Origin of the sequence: Desulfobacula toluolica Tol2, from assembly GCF_000307105.1 — a bacterium.
Lineage (GTDB): Bacteria > Desulfobacterota > Desulfobacteria > Desulfobacterales > Desulfobacteraceae > Desulfobacula > Desulfobacula toluolica.
On sequence record NC_018645.1, the window covers coordinates 694,444 to 716,584 of the forward strand.

Below are 22,141 nucleotides of genomic sequence, written 5' to 3' on the forward strand. Positions count from 1 at the left end.
ATAAAAGTGTTTGTTTGAAATGGGCATAAGTACCTGAGAATATATGGTCTTGTCAATGGGGTATTCCATTTCGTTCCATTTGCTTGACATACACCGGCAGCTATAATATCTTAGAACGTTATTTTAAGGGACAAAAGCAATGATTGATACACATGAGCAAGAAAAAAAGCAGTTTAAAAGATTGTTTCAACAACAGGGTGTTGACCAGTTCAACCTCAAATTTCAGGTTTTGGAGGCTTTTTTAAAGCTTGAACACCATGTCACAATAAAAGATATTCAACTTGCGCTTAAATCGGATGGGATCAAACTAGATGAAGGCTTTATATTCAACAGTATGGAGCTTTTGTGCCGGTTCGGATTTGCATGCAAAGTAGAGTTTGATGACAAAGAAACCCAATATGAACACAGGCACATTGGATTGCATCATGACCATATGGTATGTACAAAATGCGGCAGCATACTGGAATTCAAAGATGAGGCCATAGAAAAACAGCAGCTAAAGGTTGCGGATGCGTATGGGTTCCACATGCTTCAGCATAAAATGGAAATATACGGCATTTGTTCAAAGTGTATGGAAGATCGCAATGAACTGGTTCAGCTTCATAAGGCCAGACAAGGGGAAAAACTTATTGTAAAGGAATTTGAAGCAGGTAAAAACATGCAGCTTAGAATTTCTTCAATGGGGCTTAAAATAGGGGATTTGATCGAAGTTGTTTCCAGCGGGTTTGGTGGCCAGGTAGTTATTGCCACAGGCGATAACAGGTTGGTTTTAGGCAAGGGTATGGCTGAAAAAATAAGGGTTCAATCCTTTGATCCAAAAAAATCGCTTGACCCTGATGAAGATCAAGAAGACAAAAATATCTTTGAATCTCCCCTTATGCTCAGCCAATTGAAAACAGGCCAGGAAGGCATTATAAGAAAGGTTTCAGGAGAAAGCGTTTTAAGACGGAGACTGCTTGAAATGGGTATCAACAGGGGGGCAACAATATATGTTGAAAAATACGCACCTCTAAAAGATCCCATTGAACTTGTTGTCAAAGGATATCATATATCTCTTCGGGTTGAGGAGGCCGCAAATATACTTGTGGAAAACGTAAAATTCAGAAAAAGGTAACATGACTGAGAAATTGACCATTGCCCTTGCGGGGAACCCTAATTGCGGCAAAACAACCATATTTAACAACCTCACAGGTGCGCGGCAGAAAGTGGGAAACTGGCCGGGTGTAACCGTGGAAAAAAAAGAAGGAAAGCTGCGCCATAAAAAATATGACTTGAGGGTGGTTGATCTGCCGGGGACTTATAGCCTGACGCCATTTTCAATTGAAGAGATCACAGCCAGAGATTTTATTTTAAATGAAAATCCTGATATTGTTGTGGCGATTATAGATGCCTCCAATCTTGAAAGAAGCCTTTTTCTGGCCATTCAAATTCTGGAGCTTGGACGACCTGCCATGTTTGTTCTGAATATGGCTGATGTGGCAGAAGCAAAAGGGATTAAAATTGATGAAAAAAAATTATCCCTGCTGCTTGGCCTGCCAGTGGTCTTTACCATTGGAAATAAAAACAGGGGGATTGATAAACTTGTTGATGCTGCCATTGAGGAGATCACCCGGTTTGATGAAGGGAAAAAAAGCCGGGATATCCGTTATGGAAAGGATATTGAGTCCTGCATTTCCAATGTTGAGGATCAACTTATCCAAAGCAAATTAAACCTTGACGATGTACTCAGATGGACGGCAATCAAGATTCTTGAAGATGATAAGATCGTTAAAGGTAAACTCAGAGAATTGTCATCACAGGAAGCAGAGAAAATTTTTCATGTTGCAGAAAATTGCCGCAAAAGAATTTTCGATTTGTTTGAAGATGATTTTGAAATTGTATTGACCGATGACCGGTATGGGGTTATTGCCGGGATTGTAAAAGAAACAGTTAGCAATCTTGCCATTAAGCGCATTGATATGTCACGCAATATTGACCTTGTACTAACGGATAGATTTTTTGGAATCCCTGTGTTTATCTTTTTTATCTGGGCCATGTTTCAACTGACTTTCTCCCTTGGTGCATATCCCATGGAATGGCTTGATATGTCGGTTTCTATTTTGTCTGACAGTCTGGATAATATTTTGCCGCCCTCCATGTTCAAGGATCTTTTGTTGGACGGTGTTATCGCAGGGATCGGCAGTGTTGTGATTTTTTTGCCCAATATTCTTATTTTATTTTTTTGTATTGCCCTGTTTGAGGATACCGGATATATGGCAAGGGCTGCTTTTTTGATGGACAGGGTTATGCATACCTCCGGGCTTCATGGAAAATCTTTTATACCCATGTTGATGGGATTTGGCTGCAGTGTGCCGGCGATTATGGCTACGCGAACCCTGGAGAGTTATAAGGACCGGATTTTAACCATCCTTATGACTCCTTTCATGTCTTGTTCGGCAAGGCTTCCTGTGTATATTGTATTGGCCGGCACTTTTTTTGCTGAAAAAGCGGGGACAATTATTTTCACTCTTTATTTTACCGGTATTGTCATTGCAATTTTATCCGGCAGAATTTTAAGAGCTGTTTTGTTTAAAGGAGAAGAAGCCCCATTTATCATGGAGCTGCCGCCGTATAGAATGCCGATGCTCAAAAGCCTTTTGATCCATATGTGGGAAAGAAGCAAAATGTTTCTTAAAAAAATGGGCGGGGTTATTTTGATTGGTTCAATTATTATATGGGCGCTTTCAAGTTTTCCCAAAACAATTTTTTATTCCGTGGATTATGATGAACAGATCAATACCATAAAATTTGAGTATTCCCAGAAAATTGCTTTGGTGGACGTTCAGGAGGCAGAACAGTTAAACCGGCAATTAACGCTGAAATTAAAACAGATAAATAATAAAAAAGAGCAGGAACGGGTATCCAAATCCTATATCGGCAGGATTGGAAAAGTTTTAGAGTCTTTTTTTAAACCTCTTGGAATAGGCTGGCAGTCCAGTGTGGCACTTGTGACTGGGTTTGTTGCCAAAGAGGTTGTTGTCAGTACAATGGGTGTGTTATATGGTGTTGGCAATGATGAGGGGGATGCACTGAAAAAAGCGCTTAAAAATTCCGGTATGACTGCCTTGTCCGCTCTCTCAATGATGGTGTTTGTTTTGCTGTATGTACCCTGTTTTGCAACGATTATTACGATTTACAAGGAAACTTCAGCAAAATGGGCCGGTTTTAATGTGATATACACAACTATGGTTGCATGGGGCATGTCTTTTTTGGTATACCAGACGGGAATGATTTTAGGTTTTGGTTAGGAGAAAAAAAATACGGAGGCTTTTATGAAGCATTTGAAAATTAACATTATTACTAAAATTATTACAGGTGTTTTGGCCGGTTTATTGGTTTTGTCAGGCTCACTCTTTGCACAAGAACGGCTTTCTGTTAAGGTAGGTATAGCCAATATGCGACCGGAGCCCGGTACAAAATATGATGAGTTGTGGCAGGTAGAGCAATATCATCCCGTAATCATTATTGAAAAAAAAGGCGACTGGTATAAAATTAAGGATTTTGAAAATGATGTGGCCTGGCTTCATAAATCTCTTTTAGGCAGCACTCCAAGTGTGATTACGATAAAAAATAAATGCAATGTCCGATCTAAACCGGTTAAAGGCAGCACTATTTTGTTTACAACAGAAAAAGGCGTGCCGTTCAAGGTTCTTGGGAAAAAGGGAAATTGGATCAAAATTGAGCATGCAGACGGGGATGTCGGCTGGATTTATAAAACACTGGTGTGGTAAGTTTTAATTATTAACATATATTTTTAGGGCCGGGTGGAAGAATGGCAGATCAGAAAGTATCAAACGAACGTAAAAAAGAGCTTGAAAAATTAGACCCTTTTCAGGAAAATCTTTTGAAAACAATGGCCTGTGCAAAAGAATATAAAAAGCAATTGATTCTGATAGCAAGTGCTGTTGTTTTGTTGGCAATGGTTTTTTCAGGGGTTATGTATAGTTTTCAAAAAGCTGAAAACAGTGCTGCCATACTTGTTAATAAGGCATTAAAAAAATATGCACACGCCAAGGATCCGGATAAAGGGTATGAGCAAGTTAAAGATGATTTTCAACTTATTTTTACCGATTATACCAATACTGTTGCGGGCAGGCAGGCCAAGGTTAAATTTGCCAAAATATGTTATGATGCTTTAAAATTTGATCAAAGTTATCAATATTATAAAGAATCCCTTGAGATATTTGATGATCAAGCGCTTATGGAAAATTTGCTTTTGGCATCTTTGGGGCATGTTTGCCTTGCGCAAAAAAAGTTTGACGAAGCTGAGAAATATTTTTTTCAAATCGAAAAAGGAAAAACCGATCTTCTCAAGGATGAAGCAAGATATACACTGGCAATGTTGTATGAAACCGATAATAACGTGGCCGAGAGCAAGAAAATGTATGAAAAAATTGTAACGGAATATGAAAATTCCATGTACAAGCCGGTTGCTCAGAGTAAAATTGATGAAATGAAGTGATATAAACTTTTTTGTGAGTTAAATCATTTATCCAGGTTGAATTTTTTAAGTTTCTGGTTCAACCCGCTTTTTCCTATTCCCAGGAGTTTTGCTGCTTTTGTCTGCACGTTACCTGAAAGTTTCATTGCTCTTTGTATCATCCTTTTCTCTACTGCGGCCAGTGTCTCCACAAGGCCGACACCCTCTGGAATCCCATCCAGATCGAGTGTAAAAGGTTTGATTTGTCTGACCTGGGGTGGCAGGTCGGACGGGGTTATGATGTTGCTGCTACAGAGAATGACGGCGCGTTCTATCGTATTTTCAAGTTCTCTTACGTTGCCTTGCCAATGATACTCGTACAGCATTTTTATGGCTTCCGGGCTGATCCCGGATACTTTTCCGTTAAAGTGCTGCTCATGGGTATATTTATCAATAAAATGTTTGATCAGCAACGGAATATCCTCGGATCTGTCTCGAAGTGGTGGGATAACCGTCTTGACAACATTGAGCCTGTAAAAGAGATCTTCTCTGAAATTGCCTTTTTTTACTTCATCTTCAAGGTTTTTGTTGGTGGCCGCAATCAGGCGGAAATCAACAGGTATGGATGCGGTCCCGCCGACCCTTTCCACTGTTTTTTCCTGGAGAACCCTTAATAGCTTTACCTGGAGGGAAATGGGAAGCTCTCCGATTTCATCAAGGAACAGGCTTCCTTTGTCTGCCATTTCAAAGCGTCCTTTTTTCAGCGCGCCTGCCCCTGTGAATGCCCCTTTTTCATGACCGAATAATTCACTTTCCAAAAGTGTTTCAGCAAATGCTGAGCAGTTCACTGCAATCAGGGGGTTGCTATGTCTATGGCTATTATAATGGATCGATTTTGCCACCAGTTCTTTTCCGGTTCCGCTTTCACCTTCAATCAGAATGCTGGCATTTGACGGAGCCACTTTTTTGATAATTTCATAAATTTCCTGCATGGGTTTGCTTTTCCCGATAATATTATCAAAGCTGTACCGTGAGGTGATGGCTTCCCGGAGAACACTGTTCTCCTGAACAATTTTATAAATTGACATGGCTTTGGCAATGTGGGCAATGAGGGCCTGGTTCTCAAACGGTTTGAGAATAAAGGTGTATGCTCCTTTATGCATGGCTTCCACGGCTTTTTCAACGCTGCCGTGAGCCGTCATAATGATGACGGGGATGTCCGGTTTGATTTGTTTTATTTTTTCCAGTAATTGGATGCCGCTCATCCCGGGCATTTTTACATCTGTCAAAACCAGGTCTATAAGTTCATTGTTCAATATATCCAATGCTTCCATTCCACTGGAAGCGGTTAGGGATGTATAGCCTTCTTCTTGAAGAAGCTCTCCTATTATCATGGGATAATTTTTTTCATCATCAACAATCAGGATGTTTTCCATTTGATCTGTCTCCTAAACCGGAAGTGTAACTTCCACATTTGCTCCCTTTGGTTCCATATTCACAATTGTAATTGTTCCATTGTGAGCTTCAATCATATTTTTTACAATACCAAGGCCCAATCCTGTTCCGGTATCTTTTGTTGTAAAAAAGGGGGTCCATATTTTTTTTAGGATCTGTTCATTGATTCCTTCTCCATTATCGATAAAATTAATACAGATGTTGGTATAATCATGTTTTATCCGTATTGTAATACATCCATTGTTTTTAAGGGACTGGAAGGCATTGATCAAAATATTTAAAAACGCCTGGTACAGCATGGTACTGTCGGCAAGTATTTCAGGCAGATCATCCGGTATATCTTTGATAATTTGAACATCATGCTCTTCTATCTGGGGGTTAAGATAGGCAATGTTTTTTTCTATAAGCTCTTCGACCCTGCAAGGATGGATATCCGGGATTTTTGGTCTGGCAAAATCGAGGAAATCGGTAATAATATTATCAAGCCTGGCAGACTCTTCAACAATAATATCCGGTATTTGACTTTTGGCGTCCAGTTTGTCCATCTTTTTTTTTAATAATTGCGCACTGCTTTTGATAATTCCCAAAGGATTTCTGATCTCATGAGATACCCCGGCTGTCATTTCACCAATGGCTGACAAGTGTTCTGCCTGATGCAGTTTCTCTTCCAGTTTACGCCTTTCATCCGCTCTTTTTTCTATGATTTTTTCTCCTTGTTTGACAACGGATAAAAGGACTATAAAAAGAATTCCCATGACAATAAAACAGGATCCGACAATAAGTCCTTGAAGCTTAACAATTTGTTTGTAATCATCGGAGACATCTCTGACAATTTCAACCACCCCTAACACTGGTCCGGCAAGGGCGGGGGATAGCTGTTTTTCAGCCCTTAAGGGTGCAAAGGTGATGATCTTTGTTTCCCTGGGAAACCAGAACAGCAGCTCAATAAAGCTTCCCTGCTGTAAAAGTCTTGATGTGGCTTGTTTTTTCATTGCTTTTTCATAATGGACACCTCCTGCGTTTTCCTGCCCTATTTTGTTTTGATCAAAGCTATAGGAGATGATGTTTTTTTCATCATAAATAGTTACCATTTCTACATTAAAGCTATGCAGGGTTGAGCGGACGACCCTGTCCATCAGAAGAAATTGTTTTTTTTCTCTTAATCTGATTTCCCCGTATTGTATTAATGCAGGGAGCATAAATCTTGAAATGATTTGATGGTTAAGGTTTTCAACAAGAAGGGAGGCGTATTCTTCACTTTTCTCCAGGAGAATATTTCTTACCCAGTGTACATTTAAAGCTGAGATGACAATTGTTGCAGTGAACATTATCACAAGGGAGGAAAATGTGAAAAATTTAACTAATCTGAAGGGTTTGATATTTTGTTTTTTGTTGGTTTTTTGTAACATTATGTTTTATTCTTTTTAAGTTTGACAACTCTTTTTGTTTTTTGCTATTAATTGAGCAAAAAATATGATAGTGCTTGGTTTTACAGCAATTTCGCATGACAGTATAGGGATGTTGTTGCTATATATCAATATAAAAAAAGATTGTTTGCACTATCGTGAGTACATTGGTTTTACCTTAATTATTGTGAAAGTGTATGATATTTGGAAAAAAAGATCATCTTGTAGGTCTGGATATCGGTTCTTCTTCCATTAAAGTTGCTGAACTTAAGGTAACCGGGAAAGAACGCATCTTAAATAAATTTGGTATGACTCGAATCAATCCGGGTGTCATTTCTGAAGGCAGAATTATTGATATGGAAAGTCTTGCCAATGATATCCGGGCGCTTTTTAAATCTCAGAAAATCCATGAAAAAAATGTTGCAATTTCAACAGGAGGACATTCTGTTGTTATAAAAACAATCAATACGTTTACCAGGCCTGACAAAGAGCTTCATGACACAATATATTCCGAAGCGGAACAATATATTCCCTATGATATTGATGATGTTAATATTGATTATCAAATTCTGGGAGAAAGTGAGATTTCGCCCGAGCAGATGAATGTGCTGCTGGTTGCAGTTAAAAAAGATCTGGTGGCTGAATATATCGATTTGATTCACTTGGCCGGACTTAATCCTAAAATAATTGACGTTGATACCTTTGCTCTTCAAAATACTTATGAAATACTTCCCTATGAAAGTCGTGAGAAAACAACTATGCTGATTGATATCGGGGCTTCAAAAACGTCTTTAAACATATTGAAATCAAATTCATCTTTAATGATGAGGGATACAGTATCTGGAACAAACCAGATTTTAGAGGAGATTGCAAGTCAATTGGATATAACTGTTGATGAGGCTGAACAGGCAGTTAATGGAGGTGGAAATGACTTTGTTAACCTGGGCATGATTCAAGAAATTAGTTTGAGTATTGCGCAGTCATGGTGTTCTGAAATATGTGAAGTGGTGAATACATATCAATCCGGGGCCAATGATGAGAAAGTTGAAAAGATAGTGCTCAGCGGGGGCGGTGTCTTTGTCGAAGGATTTCAAGATTGTCTTTTGTCTGAACTTGAGGCTGATGTATCAATCATTAATCCGTTTGAAGGGTTGATTGTAAATGAAAAAAAATTTCCAGATTCTTTTATAGCCAAGGCAGCTCCCCTGGCACCGATAGCCATAGGGCTTGCATTAAGAAGAGTAGATGATAAATGATCAGAATTAATCTTTTACCATTTAGAATTGCCAGGAAAAAAGAGAATATCAGAAGACAGATATCTGTTTTCTTATTGTTGATTTTACTCACTGTTGTAGCCCTTGTATGGTATACGATTACCGTAAACAAACAAATTTTAACGGTAAAAGAAAAAACAAACCAGGTAAACTCTCAAATTTCAAAATATAAAGAAAAGGCAGATCGGGTTGCCAAAATAAAGAAAGACCTGAAAGTGCTTGAAGATAAGCTTGAAATTGTCTCTTTATTGAAAAAACAGCGGGAAAAACAATTGCTATTGTTTGATGGTATGACAGATCTTATTGTTCCCGAACGAATGTGGCTTGAAAGTTTTAAAACAAGTAACGATAATGTTACGATCAAAGGAGTTGCATTTGACAACCCTACAATTGCAGATTTCATGGAAAAACTTGAAAAATCAATTCTTTTCAGTAAAGTTGATTTGAAAACAGCTCAAATGAGAAAGTTTAAAAATGATGTGATGTTAAAATCATTTGAATTATTGTGTGTAAAAGCAAAGCCCAAACCAGTTGAAAAAGAGGCTTTAAAGCAAGGCAGAAAATGAAGAACAGTGAAAAAAACAAAATCAATGAAATAAAAGAAAGATTAAGCCTTGTCTTTGAAAAAATAGGGGCGCTCACAAAAGTACAGCGGTTGCTTGTTTGTCTTATTACATTTGCTGTTATTGGTGGAGCATACTATTATTTTGTTTTTATGCCCAAGCATGAAGAATTAAAAAAAGTTCAACAAAATTATGAAACTCAATTAAATAAACTTTCAACTTATAAAAAAAGGGCTGCTGAGATTTTAAAATATGAAAAAATGATGGCCGCAACCCAGGAAAAGTTTAACGAGGCAATGAAAGCACTTCCTGATAAAAGAGAAATACCCGCTTTGCTGACGGGCATCTCCAAAGCAGGGAGCGATGCCGGTCTGGCTTTTCACTTGTTTAAACCGAATAATGAGATAAATAAGGAGTTTTATAAAGAAATTCCCGTTTCCATCAAGGTGGAAGGCAGATATCATCAGATTACGGATTTTTTCTTTCAAATTACAAGGCTGAACAGGATTGTAAATATAAATGATGTTGATGTTAAAGGTAAAAAGGGCGGTAATATATTGGAAATGAGTTGCAAGGCTGTTACCTATATGTTTGTTGAAAATATAAAGTCCTCAAAAAAAAATCAACGGAAAAAAAGAAAGTAATAGGGATAAATAAAAAGAATTCATGATAAGGGTTGATTCAAAAATTATTTTATTAATATTATGCGGTCTTATCTTTTTGCTTTTTGCATGTGATGATCCGCCACCTGTAAAAGCTAAACTAACACCTGATGTCGTCTCAGGAAAAATAAGTCAACCCATTGTTCAAAATAAACTTGAAAAAGATCATAAAAAAAACAAATTAAACCTCAAAGCCGGATTAACATCCAAAACCGAACCAATTCCCAAAGCCAACCCAACAACTAAAACAGAACCAATTCCTAAAGACGAATCATTGGCAGAGAAAAATCATAAGGTATCAGAGATAAACTCGGATATGGAAAAAGAGCGGCATTATGATTTTAAAGGCAAAACAGATCCGTTTAAACCGTTAATTCAGGATAAACCGGAAGAAAACATGCCTATTGTTGATGACAGACCCAAAAGAATTCTGACCCCCCTTGAGAAAATTGACTTAAATCAAATTCGTCTGGTTGCCGTCATTGTCATGAAAGACAGGCAGATTGCAATGGTAGAGGAGGCTACAGGCAAAGGGTATGAGGTTGCCATCGGCACCTATATTGGAAAAAACCAGGGGCGAGTATCTGAAATTAAAAATAATAGTATTGTGATCAAAGAGCTTGTCAGGGATTATAAGGGAAGACCCAAAGAGCGTGTTCAGGAAATAAAACTTCATAAAAATGACAATGAGGAGTAAAATGTTTTTTTTTCAGATAAAGAGAATAAACAATATCATAAAATTATTGGGCTTTTTGGGGCTTGTATGTCTTATTGTCGGGTGTGGTGCCCAAAAAATTGAAACAGTTACAACTGCTGAACAGATACAGCCGCAAATATTAGATAGAACGGCTTCAGTTTTCAGTGGCAAAGAGATCAGTGCTGTAAGTATCGCGTTACGTGATAATGTTATTGAGATCATGATTCAAGGAAATCAGAAATTAGTAGGTTATGCTTCTATAAAACAACCTTTTCCCTTTGGAATTGCCGTTTATTTTCCGGAAACTCAAATTGCTGATGGATTAACCACGAGTGTGCCTGAAAACAACAGTATTGGTGATTTGATCGTAAATTATGCGGATGAAGACAAGACCACGGCCAAAGTTGAGATTTTGCTCAAAGAGGAACTTGATTATGATGTGATGGAAAATGACAATGTCCTGAAACTAACACTTTTCAGAGGCATGGAGACAAATCAGCAGGCTTTAACAGGGACAGTAAATTCAGTTCCTGCCCTTGCAGATAACCCTTCTCAGGAAAGAGTTGTATCCAAAGAGAATATAATTATTCCCGGTAAACTTGCGACAATGACCGATATTGAGTTTAACACAATGGAAAACGGAAAATCCGATATCGTTGTCCAGACAACTTTTCCTGTAAAATATGACATTATTCGGGGCAGTAACGATAAATTATATTTGAATCTGTATAATACAATTATCCCAGAGTATCATAAACGGCCAATTTTAACACACTATTTTAAATCTGCCGTCAAAAGTTTGCTGCCGGTTCAGGTTCCGGGAGAAAAGAAAAATTCTAAAATTGAAATAGAAATAAGAGAACAGGTGCCGTATCGCATTGTTCAGGATCAAAATATCATTTCATTGTTTTTTGAACCCTCTACAATGGAACCGCCTGTGTTCAGTAAAGCAAAGAAAACAATAAACAGCGGTGAGCAACTCCGAGTTCTCGAGGGCCAGAAAAAAAATATTGATTTGCCGGGAAAAACAGCAGCAATACCAGATAAAAAGAAAACCATTGAAGAAGAAATTTTTGGATCTCCAAAAAAATATACTGGCGAAAAAATCAAGCTGGATTTTTATGAAACAGATATCAAGAATGTCTTCAGGATACTTAAAAGTATTGGGGGACTCAATTTTGCCATTGATCAAAATGTTGAAGGAAAGGTAACCTTAAGCCTTGAAGATCCTCTTCCCTGGGATCAGGTGCTGGACCTTGTGTTAAAAATGAATAACCTGGGCCAGAAAAAAGAAGGGAATGTTATTCGCATTGCGACCTTGGATACCCTTAAAAAGGATGAACAATTAGAACAGGATGCCATTGCTGCCAGAAAAAAATCTTTGGAACAGAAAAAAAGTTTAGAACCTTTAGTCACAGAATATATGCCTATAAATTATTCAGATGCAGAAGCTGATATCAAACCTCATATAGATCAAATTTTAACAAAAGACAGAGGTAAGATCAGTGTGGATAAACGAACCAATATGATAATTTTCACTGATACTCAGGCAAAAGTGGATCAGGCCCGGGAAATTATTTTCAGGCTGGATAAAGTCACTCCTCAAATTATGATTGAAGCAAAGATTGTGGAGGTGACAAAAAATTTTTCACGGGCACTTGGGATTGGTTTTAGTTTTTCCGAGAGTCAAACTCCCCATACAGGATATGATGAGGACTTCAACATTGCCTTGAATAATCCTTCCGGGTCTGGGGGAGTCGGTAATTTTAATTTTTATAGAATTCTGGGATCTAATTTTTTAAGCATGAATGCACAAATAGCTGCATCTGAAACAAAGGGGGATCTTAAAATCGTGTCTTCTCCCAGGATACTTACACTGGACAATAAAAGCGCAAAAATCACTCAGGGCCTTGAATATGGATACCTTGAAAGGGATGATACAGGTGGGTCGTCTGTTAGCTTTAAAACAGTTAATTTGCAGTTGGAAGTTACTCCCCATGTAACACAGGATAAAAGAATTTCAATGGTTGTCCATTTAACAAAAAATGATATTGGCGATATTATTAATTCGGTTCCATCCGTTACAACCAATGAGGCTCAAACTGAGTTGTTAGTGAACGATAATGATACCATCGTTATTGGTGGAATCGTAAAAACATCTGATAATAAAGGCAGAACAGGAGCCCCCATTCTTTCCGAAATTCCTGTTTTGGGAAGACTGTTCAGAACAGATACAAATACCGACAATAGAAACGAACTCTTAATATTTATAACACCTTCAATTGTACAGCTGGAACAAAAAAGAAACAATTTAACAACAACAATAAATTAATTCATCTCAAAAAGATGTTTTTGTGCTTCCTTTGCAAGTGAGGATGTTTCAGGTACTGATTTAAGGACATTTTCCCAGGCTTTTTGAGCTTTATCAAATTCTTTTAATGCTTCATAAGCTTTTGCCAGATCAGAGTGAAGAATGGCAGCTCCCTGGTTCTTTTCCAGTGCGCGGTTAAGAAACTCAATTGCCTTACTGGGATAGCCTGTTTCATTATAAACGGATGCAATCCCGTGGACTGCAATTAGAAAATCAGGTCTGATTTCCATGGATTGAATAAAGTATTGCTTGGCTTTTTTAAACATTTTCTGATGAAAATACGCCCAGCCAAGATTTGATAAGGGAATTTCAGGCGTTGCATACAAAAGGTTTTCACAAACCGATTCAAAGCATTTGATGGCAAGATTCCATTTTTCCTGTTTTAGATATGCTGCGCCAAGATTGTTTTCTGCCTGACTATAATCCGCCTTAAGGTCTAATGCCTTTTTAAACTCATTTTCCGCAAGATCATATCGTTGCTTGGCCAGATATACAAGTCCCAGGCTGTTATGAAGATAGGGATCATTGGGTATTGTTTTTTGGGCTTCGAGAAGATTTTTTAAGGCAGCCGTATACTTGCCGGCATTATAGTATTCTTCACCAACTCTTTGCGTTGCAGCAGCGATTTTTCTTTTGTTTTCCGAATGCAAGTTGTTAGATGCACATGATATCATAAAAAAAAAGGCAAAAAAAAGGTAGCATAGGTTTTTCATACGTAGGTTTCCTTTTATCAGAATAGGTCTGTGTTTTTTGGAGATAGGATTTTTATATCTTCTTTTTTCAGGTAAGATATAGCGTTATGGCTTAAGGGTTTAACAGGAATAAACAATTTGTCCTGCTTTTTATCTGCATACAGGCCATTAAGGCTTTCAACTGATTCCCCTGTAAAAAAAGAAGGATTCTTCCATGTTGAATATCCAAGATGGGAAAACAGATTTCCAATCAGTTCGAGCATGGTCAATTTCGGTGTTATGGAAATGATTTTAAATTCTTTTTTTTCCAGGACCTCCAGGGCCGCACCATAGACCGTTCCAAAGTTGATCAAAAGATCGGAGGCGTCTTTTTTTACGACTCTGCCGAAGGAAGCTTCAAGGTGAATATTATGGAGTGTAAACGGTATTTTTTCGTTTGGGATATACTCATGACCTGCTTGATCCATAAGGGTTTTAATAATTGTTTGATATTCAGCGGCTATATTTTTGGGTTGAATTGTTTTACGATTATTTTTTAGTGTGTCAAGCGTATCAATTGTTTCCGATATTGATTTAATTTTTAAATTTTTCCAATAGGTTTTTACACTTTTTAACAGCTCATCATTAGCATTTTTATCTGATATAATGAGTGTTTTAGACCCATTCTGGGTTTCAATAATTGGGGTGGAAGCTAAATCAATAAACGGGTTGGAGTCGTTTTCACCGGGAAAATACAGTTTGCCTCGGTTTAAAAGGGTTCCATCAATGAGCGAACAATATCTTTTTAATTGTGTGAGTTCGCAGGCTTCCAGTTTAACATGTTTTGCCGGTTGCTTCTTTTTTACGGGTTCTTGTTGCATTGTTTTTTCGGATAACAAAGACCGGAACCAGGATTGTGATATTATTGAAGGATCAGGCAGAAAAATATCATCACCTTCATATACAATGTTGATATCTTTTATGCCGGGGTTTGCCAATTGAAATGCTTTTAGCCCTTCTTCCGATATAATACCGCCTTTTTTCAAAAATTCTTTATCCACCAGATTTGAAATGATTTCCCCTTTTTTTATCGTATGTTCCATTAAAAATGGTGAAAGATCAGGGTATTTTGGTAAAGTTGAAAATTCAATGACCGGCACATCAATATTGCCGGGTGTACTCTGATCATAGTCGCCTTTTTTTACCTTTTTCAAAGGAATACGTATATGACTGCCCGGTTCAATCGCATCAATGTTGCTGATTTGTGGATTGATCTCTTTAAAGATAATAAGAAAAAAGGGGAAATCTTTTTCCGATATTTCCCCTTTTTGTCTGAAAATTTTATATAACCAATCGTTTTTTTTCACAATATAAGGTTCACACAAGACGTCTTCATTTTTATATTTAAAAATTGAATAACGTTTATAAGACGTCTTGATCCCCTTTGCTTCAGCAATAGATAAAAAGGGGATCGAGCCATAGGCATAGAAGGCTAAAACAGTGAAAAAAAATATTTTAAAACAGATCCGTTTTTTCATAAATCATAAAGATACTTTTAGACTCAATCTTTCGGCAATTTTCTCTGAAATATCTTTTACAAAGTTTTGAAAATCTTTTTCTCCAAGTCGTTTTTTTTGCGATGGCACCATATTCGGATTATCAGGCAATATAAGAGACGGCAAATTGATTTTATCCGGGTCGGAATCAATGTGATAATCTTTGGGAATTTTTGAGTTAAAATAAAGGTCCTGAAATTCTGAAAATTTAATGGCATGTGCTGTTGCATCAAGGATGGCGGTATCTTTTTTGTTGACAATTTTTTTGTCAAGTGCTTTCACAAGTCCTGCAAGGCACTCTCCACCCTGGGTGCAGGTAATATGTCCGTTCTTATTGGCCAGAAGCTGCCAATCCATGATGGATTGTTCTGTTACCTGAACAAAGAATACCTGTTGGCGACCGGCAAGTGAATTGTATTTTTTTGCAATGTGTACAACCCTTGGCATTGAAACCGGATTTCCAATCATGGCCGCCTGGGCCACGCTTGGTTTTGTATCCACGGGTACAAATTTTCTTTTGGTCTCATCAGGTTCAAGGTAGTATTGAAAAACAGGATCTGCATGTTCTGACTGAACGCCTATAATTTTTGGCAGGCAGTCAATGATATTGGCTTCATAAAATTTGATAAACCCGTTCATTACCGCTGAAATATTGCCTGCATTCCCAATGGGAACCACCACCACTTTGTCTTTCATATCCCATTCAAAATCTTGGGCAATTTCATATGAATAAGATTCTTGACCTAAAATGCGCCAGGCATTTTTTGAATTTAAAAGCACCACTGAATACTGGGTTGACAAATGTTCCACAATTTTCATGCAGTCGTCAAAAACACCTGGAATTTCAAATACATGCGCGCCGCTTCCCAGTGGTTGTGACAATTGTTGAGACGTTACCTTTTTGTGTGGTAAAAGAACAGCGGATTTGATTAAAGGGTCCAGATAGGAGGCATAGAGTGATGCTGCAGCAGATGTGTCACCCGTGGAGGCACATATGGCAATAACATCCGATACCAGTTTTTGGTCGATGAGATATTTGATGCTTGACACGGCACTGGCCATACCACGGTCTTTAAAAGATGCACTGGGGTTTTGTCCGTCGTTTTTATAAAAAAAGGATAGCCCGACTTTCTTTTGCAGGGTTTGATTGGCTTCAACAATGGGGGTGTGACCTTCGCCAAGGTAAACAATGGACTCCAGAGGGATGCAGGGTCCGATAAATTCATGATACCGGTAAATTCCCTTGAGTGCGGGGATTTTCAACATTTTTCTGAAATCAAATATTTTTTGCCATACAGCCCCTGGAATTTTTTGTAGGGAGGCGGCATTTCGATCCTGGATGAGCAGTACCTGATTACACTCAGGGCAAACATACAAAAGTTTTTCAATGGGATATTCGGCAGAACATCCAAGGCATTTGTAATACAGCCCTTCTCTTGTCTCTGGTATGATATGAGGTCGTATATCCTCAGGAAAGAAATCAAGCTTCATGACGAATCACCTTTTGGCCTCCCATGTAAGGTATTAAAGCATCTGGAATCAAGACCGATCCATCTGCCTGCTGATAATTTTCTAATATGGCGGCAAATGTTCTTCCCACAGCCAGTCCTGAACCATTTAAAGTATGAACATATTCCGGTTTTTTATTGCCTTTTCTTCTAAAGCGTATGTTGGCACGCCTGGCCTGAAAATCCAGACAATTGCTGCAGGAGGAGATTTCCCTGTATTTGCCCTGGTCGTCCTGGCCAGGCATCCAGACTTCTATATCATAGGTTTTTGTGGCTGAAAACCCTAAATCACCAGTGCAAAGTGTAACGACTTGATAGGGCAGTTCAAGAAGCTGAAGGATCTTTTCGGCATTTGCCAGCAGAGATTGAAGTTCATCAAAAGAGGTTTCTGGCGTTGTTAATTTAACCATTTCCACTTTATTAAACTGGTGTTGTCGGATCAGTCCTTTTGTATCCCTGCCGTATGAACCAGCCTCTGACCTGAAACATGGTGTATACGCTGTAAATTTGCAGGGGAGCATTGACTCGTCAAGGATTTCATTGGAATAAATATTGGTTATTGGAACTTCAGAGGTCGGAATCAGGTAGTAATCCAAGCCTTCGATTTTAAACAGGTCTTCTTCAAACTTGGGTAATTGACCGGTTCCGGTCATGGTGGTTTTATTTACAATAAAGGGGGGAAGAGCCTCTGTGTAGCCGTGTTGGGATGTGTGGATGTCCAGCATGAAATTGATGAGGGCTCTTTCAAGTCTTGCCCCTTTTCCAATATAGAGCGGAAATCTTGCACCGGTCAGTTTGGCAGCCCTTGTAAAATCAAGAATTCCTAAATTTTCACCAATTTCCCAATGGGGTTTTATTTTAAAATCAAATTGTTTTGGCTGCCCCTGGGTTTTTTCCAGCCGGTTTTGGGTATCATCTTTACCCATGGGAACATCCTCATGGGGGATGTTTGGTATGGAAATAAGAAACTCATTGATGAGTGCTTTTATGGTTGAAAGTTCTTTGTCCAGTTTTTTGATTGTTTCAGACACATCTCTCATTTCTTTAATAAGAGGCCCAGCGTCATGGCCGGATTTTTTTATTTTGGCGATCTCATCTGAAACCACGTTCCTTTTATGTCTTAACTTTTCTATTTCTAAAAGCAGGGCTTTTCTTTTGTCATCATTTTCCAAAAGAGATGCAAAGTTAAGTTTAGCATTTCTTTTTTTCATTCCATTTTTAACAATTTCCAGATTATTTTTTACATATTTTAAATCCAGCATTTTTTATTATTTTACCTTTTTTAAATCCGCTAAGTTCTTATTTTAAAAGATTCTTTAACAATTGTAACCTGATATCACGAGGTGTGTAAACAGTCAATGGTTATTGCAGGTTGACAATTGCCAATCTGTGCATAATATTTGCTAAAATTTTTTTTGTAATAATAAGGAAGCAAAGAGATGGATGAAATAAAGAATGGGAAGAATAATAATTTAGCAGTGGTGGCTGAACGGCTTGCAAAGCTCACAAAAGAAGAACTTTCTGAAAAATATAAAATTATTGAGGCTAAACTTTTTGAGTTTGCCAATTTCATGGAAGCCCACCTGGCGTTTTTATATACCCCGGTGAGTAATGAAATTCCCACTGAAAGAATTATCAAAAAAGCGCTACAGATAGAAAAAGGACTTGTCTTGCCGGTCTTTACCGATTCAAAAAATGCAATCAATCTTTATAAAATAAGTGATTATGATAAAGATCTTATCACAAGTGCCAATGATATCCTTGAACCAAATATTGAAAAATGCAAGAAGATATCATTGGAAGCTGTTGATATTGCCATTATCCCGGGGCTTGCGTTTGACGACAAAGGTGGCCGAATTGGGTTTGGTAATAATTTTTACAGCAAATTGATAACAAAACTGCCTGAAACCTGCAGGAAAGTATCCCTTGCCTATGAGGATCAGATTGTTGATCAGATCCAGATGGAATCCAGAAAGTATACCGTTGATATTATCATAACGGATAAACGGGTGATTTATAAAATATAATTGTTGTCAGCCGGAATAAAAAATAGCGATTAATGATAAAAGGACTGTTCCTGAAAAGAACCAGGGAAGAGTTCTTTTATTTTTTTTCCGGGTTAATTTCTTTAGCAAATTTCCTTAAGTCAGGTGTTTTCCCCATGACAATGACCGTGTCCAGGGGTTCAATCAAGGTTTCAAAGTGGGGGTTAAACAACATTTCTCCAGAGGATTTTTTTATGGATATTATGATGAGATTGAAATCCTGCCTGATCCCGGAATCTTTTAATGCAACATTGGTATACCTGGAGCTTTTCGGGACAAAAAGCTCTTCAATTTGAATGGCCTGGCTTCTTCTGGATAATGCAATATCAAGAAAGCTGCTGACACTTGGTCTTAATAGTTTTAATCCCATGGAAACAGCTCCTGTAACATAGGGGGACTCAACCAGATTAGCCCCGGCAACCATGAGTTTTTTTCTTACCTTCGGACTGCTGGCCCGGGCCATAATATAAATATCAGGGTTTAGCTGTTTTGCCGTTAAGACAAGAAAGACATTTGCTGTGTCCGTTCCAAGTGCGGCAACTAAAAATGAGGCTTTTGCAATGCCCGCTTTTGCCAGGAGATCTTCGTCAGATGAATCCCCATGAAGGTAATGCATTTTATCTTTTTCCAATGACTCAATAAGGGTATCATCATTTTCTATTACTACAATATCCTTGGTCTCGTCTTTGATCAGTTGACACAATACTCTCCCTATACGGCCGTATCCGCATACAATATAATGGTTTTTCAACTTACTGATTTTTCTGTCCAATCTTTTCCTCCCCAATATTGATTGCATTTCCCCTTCAACAATGGATTGTATTATAACACCGGTAATGTAAAGAAAATAGCCGACACCTGCAATCATAAGGATGATGGTAAATATTTTTCCGGCGGGACTTGTTTCATGTACCTCCATAAAGCCGACTGTCGTAACGGTTATGGCAGTCATATAGGCGGCATCAAGGAAACTCCATTTTTCGATCACCATATATCCGGTCACTCCCATAAAAAACATCACCCAGGAAATGATAATTGTTCGTATGATTTGCTGAAGTCGATTCATGATGTATAAATATAGATCTTAAGAATAAAAATTAGATTACTGATTTGAGTTAGGACACTCAGTCGAAACAAGGCTTTTCTGATAAGCCCTGTTTCTAAGGATTATGTGCTGGAAAATTTTCATCAAAAGCCTCAAACCGTTCCACCTTATGCCGGTAATCAAAATAAGATTGCATGATGCAAAAGGCTGATCTTTTTAAGGCATAAAAATCCATTGTAAAGAGCAGCCTTTTAAAATTTATGCAGTTTGAGTTTAGAGCGGACCCGTCGTGTCAGTTACAGGGCCGCTGGAATTTCCACCCACACTACTACCAGTTGGAGGCGTTACGGTTACTATTACCTCCAGAGAACCGTTGTCAGCTTCTTCTGTGCCTTGAGGAGTTATCAACAAGCCAACAGTATGTGCTTCTCCAAGCCCATTAGAATCGGGTAAAACAAAGTCGGTATCTCCTGTTAATTCAGCGTTGTTAAATGTACCTGAAGTGGTTATTTTAACAGTAGTTCCACCAACCAGGGCATTGCCATACACATCGCCGAGGTAATAGATTAATGGATAACTCCCCCCGTTGATTCTATCAATATTGAAATTTTTGGTCAAATTAAGTGGCGCTTGGTTATCAGAAAAAAGGACGTTCAAACTATCCCATATAATGGTATTTGACTGATATTTTCCATCGGCTTGTGTAAACAAACCGCTTCCATCGCTGTCAATATATTTTTCTCCACTGTCATACTGGCCGTTGTCATTGGCATCAATATAGGGTTCACTCATATCCACAGTCAAAGTATCTATGCCTTCATCATAAATATTGTTACCATTAATATCATAAAATCCTTCATCTCCAGGAGTATACACTACCACTCTACATAAGCCGGGATTGCTTTTTGATGAGCCGTCCACCCCCCCCAGATAAGGAGTCGTTGGAGGAGAGGTCTGCAAAGTTGCTTCGGCAACTCCAAAAACAGTAGAAGCTTCAAACCCATCACTGGTTCCAATCGTTCCCCCCTCGGACATAAAACTTACCTTTGTTCCATCCGGCACAACATTACCGTATCTATCCCCCAAGTATGCTGTAATTTTGTTCTGAAGTCCAAATGTCCTGCCGCCCGCCATATTAAAAGATTCAATAGCTATGCCAAGCTGTTCTGCAGCCGGCAGACCGCTGACAATAGTAACTTTTGCTTCTGTTGAAAAATTAGTATCACCGTCATTATAAATCGCATTAATTCCCACTGTACCTGAAACAGTACCACTGATAAGGGAAACAGAAACCTTACCGTTCTGTGTTTTGGCTTCGGTTGCTGATAATTTTTCTCCCCCCCCCATAGGTGTGGAAATTTTAAATTCAACCAGATTATCATCAGAGACGGGATTGCCTGAATCGTCATGAACTGAAAAGGTTATAATAGATATGTTTGAGATGCCGGAACCCGCTACACCGATCGTTTCAGGAGTAATACTGTCAATAAAAATAACAGCTGGTAATCCTGTGGCAATCTCATCTACTGCTACATCATCGTTACTGACCACATCTCCGTCATCGTTACAGCCTGTTATAATCAACAGTGCGAGTATTATCATGGTTAAATATTTTATTGATCTCATTTTTACCCCTTATATAATGTTTTAGTAATCTATAGAATAGTATGGATATGTAGGATAGGCAGATGTTTTTGTCAAGAAGAGGATGAAAATTGTATTTTCTTGACTGAAGAATGGGTTGCTGGTATTAAGGATACATGAACGACGAACCTAAAAAATTTGTCCGCTGGCGTCGTGAAATGGTTGAAAAACAGATTATGTCACGGGGAATAACAGATCCATTGGTTCTTGAGGCAATGAGAACAGTGCCAAGGCATTTGTTTGTCAGTGAAGCCCTTGTCGAAAGCGCATATGGGGATTTCCCGCTTCCCATTGGAGAGGGGCAGACAATTTCTCAACCCTATATTATTGCTGAGATGACTCAGAGTCTCAAGTTAAAAGGCCATGAAAGAGTTCTTGAGATCGGTACAGGATCAGGGTATCAGGCTGCCATCCTGGCTAAGATCGTCTATAAGGTGTATACCATTGAAAGAAACAATACCTTGTTTTTGCAAACAAGAAAGCTTTTTGACAGGTTGAAATACTATAATATTGTTACCAGATATAGCGACGGAACCCAGGGTTGGAAACAGGAAAGTCCGTTTGATGCTATTATTGTTACTGCCGGGGGCCAGCAGATTCCTGCACCGCTGATTGAACAGCTTGCAATCGGGGGGCGTCTTATTATGCCGGTGGGCAGTAATTTTTTACAGGAACTGCTACATCTTGAAAAGACAGAAGACGGAATAAAAACAACAAACCTTGGTGCTTGCAGATTTGTAAGATTGATTGGTCAGCATGGCTGGGATGAGTAGGGTCTTAAAAAA

The 22,141-nt window shown here is 38.4% G+C and carries 19 protein-coding genes; 11 read left to right on the top strand and 8 right to left on the bottom strand.

Translation table 11 applies throughout. The features are described from left to right. Nucleotides 1–139: 139 nt before the first annotated feature. From TOL2_RS03160 to TOL2_RS03175, 4 genes are read left to right on the top strand one after another with little or no spacing between them, the layout of a single operon-like run. Nucleotides 140–1,114, top strand: a complete 975-nt coding sequence (locus TOL2_RS03160; RefSeq protein ID WP_014956102.1) for a FeoA domain-containing protein — start codon at nucleotides 140–142, stop codon at nucleotides 1,112–1,114. 1 nt (nucleotide 1,115) lies between these two features. Further along, a complete protein-coding gene (gene feoB / locus TOL2_RS03165) occupies nucleotides 1,116–3,287 on the top strand; it encodes a ferrous iron transport protein B (protein WP_014956103.1) in 2,172 nt (723 codons plus the stop codon). 24 nt (nucleotides 3,288–3,311) lie between these two features. Beyond that, the gene (locus tag TOL2_RS03170) at nucleotides 3,312–3,770 is read left to right on the top strand and encodes an SH3 domain-containing protein (RefSeq protein WP_014956104.1); all 459 of its coding nucleotides are present in this window, start codon (nucleotides 3,312–3,314) and stop codon (nucleotides 3,768–3,770) included. 41 nt (nucleotides 3,771–3,811) lie between these two features. Then, nucleotides 3,812–4,501 (top strand): tetratricopeptide repeat protein, encoded by a 690-nt coding sequence (locus TOL2_RS03175; RefSeq protein WP_014956105.1) that lies wholly within the window; start codon nucleotides 3,812–3,814, stop codon nucleotides 4,499–4,501. Nucleotides 4,502–4,524: 23 nt separating this feature from the next. Here the strand turns inward: TOL2_RS03175 and TOL2_RS03180 are convergent, their stop codons facing one another. Next, the gene (locus tag TOL2_RS03180; RefSeq protein ID WP_014956106.1) at nucleotides 4,525–5,895 is read right to left on the bottom strand and encodes a sigma-54-dependent transcriptional regulator; all 1,371 of its coding nucleotides are present in this window, start codon (nucleotides 5,893–5,895) and stop codon (nucleotides 4,525–4,527) included. A gap of 12 nt (nucleotides 5,896–5,907) precedes the next feature. Continuing rightward, entirely contained in the window at nucleotides 5,908–7,242 is a 1,335-nt protein-coding gene (locus TOL2_RS03185) for a sensor histidine kinase (RefSeq protein ID WP_232508045.1), read from the bottom strand. 275 nt (nucleotides 7,243–7,517) lie between these two features. Between TOL2_RS03185 and pilM the strand changes: the two genes are divergently transcribed. From pilM to TOL2_RS03210, 5 genes are read left to right on the top strand one after another with little or no spacing between them, the layout of a single operon-like run. Further along, nucleotides 7,518–8,576, top strand: a complete 1,059-nt coding sequence (gene pilM, locus TOL2_RS03190; protein WP_014956108.1) for a type IV pilus assembly protein PilM — start codon at nucleotides 7,518–7,520, stop codon at nucleotides 8,574–8,576. Further along, nucleotides 8,573–9,160: a PilN domain-containing protein gene (locus TOL2_RS03195; RefSeq protein WP_014956109.1), complete on the top strand. Its 588-nt coding sequence runs from the start codon at nucleotides 8,573–8,575 to the stop codon at nucleotides 9,158–9,160. Before pilM ends, TOL2_RS03195 begins: the two co-directional genes overlap by 4 nt. Further along, on the top strand, nucleotides 9,157–9,801 hold the full coding sequence (locus tag TOL2_RS03200; RefSeq protein WP_014956110.1) for a type IV pilus inner membrane component PilO: 645 nt from the start codon (nucleotides 9,157–9,159) through the stop codon (nucleotides 9,799–9,801). The genes TOL2_RS03195 and TOL2_RS03200 overlap by 4 nt, the downstream gene beginning before the upstream one ends. Before the next feature lie 22 nt (nucleotides 9,802–9,823). Next, nucleotides 9,824–10,516 (top strand): pilus assembly protein PilP, encoded by a 693-nt coding sequence (locus TOL2_RS03205; protein WP_014956111.1) that lies wholly within the window; start codon nucleotides 9,824–9,826, stop codon nucleotides 10,514–10,516. 1 nt (nucleotide 10,517) lies between these two features. Then, nucleotides 10,518–12,848: a type IV pilus secretin PilQ gene (locus TOL2_RS03210; protein ID WP_014956112.1), complete on the top strand. Its 2,331-nt coding sequence runs from the start codon at nucleotides 10,518–10,520 to the stop codon at nucleotides 12,846–12,848. Here the strand turns inward: TOL2_RS03210 and TOL2_RS03215 are convergent. The 4 genes from TOL2_RS03215 to serS are packed head-to-tail and all read right to left on the bottom strand — an operon-like array spanning nucleotide 12,845 to nucleotide 17,884. After that, nucleotides 12,845–13,600 carry a tetratricopeptide repeat protein gene (locus TOL2_RS03215; protein WP_014956113.1) on the bottom strand — a complete coding sequence of 252 codons (756 nt, stop codon included), beginning with the start codon at nucleotides 13,598–13,600 and terminating at the stop codon, nucleotides 12,845–12,847. The genes TOL2_RS03210 and TOL2_RS03215 overlap by 4 nt on opposite strands. 17 nt (nucleotides 13,601–13,617) lie before the next feature. Further along, nucleotides 13,618–15,096 (bottom strand): hypothetical protein, encoded by a 1,479-nt coding sequence (locus tag TOL2_RS03220; protein WP_014956114.1) that lies wholly within the window; start codon nucleotides 15,094–15,096, stop codon nucleotides 13,618–13,620. 3 nt (nucleotides 15,097–15,099) lie between these two features. Beyond that, nucleotides 15,100–16,605, bottom strand: coding sequence for a threonine synthase (thrC, locus tag TOL2_RS03225; protein ID WP_014956115.1), 1,506 nt, complete (start codon nucleotides 16,603–16,605; stop codon nucleotides 15,100–15,102). After that, nucleotides 16,595–17,884, bottom strand: coding sequence for a serine--tRNA ligase (gene serS, locus TOL2_RS03230; RefSeq protein WP_014956116.1), 1,290 nt, complete (start codon nucleotides 17,882–17,884; stop codon nucleotides 16,595–16,597). Before serS ends, thrC begins: the two co-directional genes overlap by 11 nt. Before the next feature lie 177 nt (nucleotides 17,885–18,061). On the opposite strand from serS, the gene TOL2_RS03235 reads away from it, so the two are divergent. Then, nucleotides 18,062–18,649 carry a 5-formyltetrahydrofolate cyclo-ligase gene (locus tag TOL2_RS03235; RefSeq protein ID WP_014956117.1) on the top strand — a complete coding sequence of 196 codons (588 nt, stop codon included), beginning with the start codon at nucleotides 18,062–18,064 and terminating at the stop codon, nucleotides 18,647–18,649. Nucleotides 18,650–18,725: 76 nt separating this feature from the next. On the opposite strand, the gene TOL2_RS03240 is transcribed toward TOL2_RS03235, so the two are convergent. Continuing rightward, nucleotides 18,726–19,733 (bottom strand): potassium channel family protein, encoded by a 1,008-nt coding sequence (locus tag TOL2_RS03240; protein ID WP_014956118.1) that lies wholly within the window; start codon nucleotides 19,731–19,733, stop codon nucleotides 18,726–18,728. A gap of 252 nt (nucleotides 19,734–19,985) precedes the next feature. Beyond that, nucleotides 19,986–21,338, bottom strand: coding sequence for an Ig-like domain-containing protein (locus TOL2_RS03245; RefSeq protein WP_014956119.1), 1,353 nt, complete (start codon nucleotides 21,336–21,338; stop codon nucleotides 19,986–19,988). 134 nt (nucleotides 21,339–21,472) lie between these two features. Here TOL2_RS03245 and TOL2_RS03250 point away from each other — a divergent pair, with 134 nt between their 5' ends. Next, nucleotides 21,473–22,129 carry a protein-L-isoaspartate(D-aspartate) O-methyltransferase gene (locus TOL2_RS03250; protein ID WP_014956120.1) on the top strand — a complete coding sequence of 219 codons (657 nt, stop codon included), beginning with the start codon at nucleotides 21,473–21,475 and terminating at the stop codon, nucleotides 22,127–22,129. Nucleotides 22,130–22,141 lie beyond the last annotated feature (12 nt).